Genomic DNA, 987 nt, shown 5'->3' on the forward strand with positions numbered 1-987 from the left:
CTCCAGCCCCGCGCGCGGCACCAGGACATCCACCCCGGACAGCCCGCCCGGCAGCGCCGTCCCCAGGAGCCACACGTCCTGCCCGGCGATGGCCGCCTTGCGGCTGGACAGGGGGGCCGGAAGCTCCAAGGGGCCGCCCAGGACGGCGGCCAGCACCCCGGCCGTCCGGGGGCCGAGCAGCTTCAGCCAGCCCCATTCCGGGGTGCCGTCGTGCAGCTCCGCGTCCTCGGAGATGAGGTACTTGTCCAGGAACTCCCGCACCTTGGCGCCCAGGCCGGGCTCCAGGTCCAGCAGGAGGTCGTCCTCCCGTTTGAGGATGCGTGCATCTCCCACCATGGCGCCCTTCACCGTGATGAAGGCGGCATAGGCGGCCGAGCCGACCGGGAGGTTCTTCACCTCCTGGGTCACCATGCCGTGGAGGAAGGAGGCGCGATCCTCCCCCGTTATCCGGAGGATTTCGCGGTAGGACGCATCGTGCAGTGCAACGGCGTCGCGTGCCGCGCCATACTCCGCGCCCACGTCTCCATACCCGGCCACGACTTCACGGCCGCCCACCGGAATGAAGCGGGCACCCACCCGCTCGTGAACAAAATGCAGCGTCAGCGGTTCCATGCCCGTCGCTATATAGAGGCGCAGGAGCGGATGCCACGATGGATGTGAAGCAGCTTTCGGCCTTCCAGGGCTTCTCCATGGAGAAGCTCCAGAAGCACACCGTCTTCCAGTCCGGTCGCTTCTTCCTCGACGTCTACTGCCTGACCCCGGGTCAGGCGCAGAAGCCCCACCGGCATGCCACGTCCGACAAGGTGTACCTCGTGCTGGAGGGAAGCTGCCGCTTCCGCATCGGCGACGAGGAAGCGACGCATGGCCCCGGTTCCACCCTCTTCGCCCCCGCGGGCACCGAACACGGCGTCGTCAACGACGGCCCGGACAACGCCCGCCTCCTCGTCCTGATGACCCCGCCTCCGGAGCACGCATGAGCAAGAAGGC

At 68.5% G+C, this 987-nt stretch carries 1 protein-coding gene and 1 pseudogene; one reads left to right on the top strand and one right to left on the bottom strand.

Features of this window, described 5'->3' with window-relative positions:
• Positions 1–612: pseudogene (locus D7W79_RS42230) on the bottom strand (CAF17-like 4Fe-4S cluster assembly/insertion protein YgfZ); the annotation flags it as partial.
• A 38-nt stretch (positions 613–650) separates the two neighbouring features.
• Here D7W79_RS42230 and D7W79_RS42235 point away from each other — a divergent pair.
• On the top strand, positions 651–977 hold the full coding sequence (locus D7W79_RS42235; RefSeq protein WP_120530776.1) for a cupin domain-containing protein: 327 nt from the start codon (positions 651–653) through the stop codon (positions 975–977).
• Positions 978–987 lie beyond the last annotated feature (10 nt).

This window comes from Corallococcus exercitus (assembly GCF_003611585.1).
In the GTDB taxonomy this organism is placed as follows: domain Bacteria; phylum Myxococcota; class Myxococcia; order Myxococcales; family Myxococcaceae; genus Corallococcus; species Corallococcus exercitus.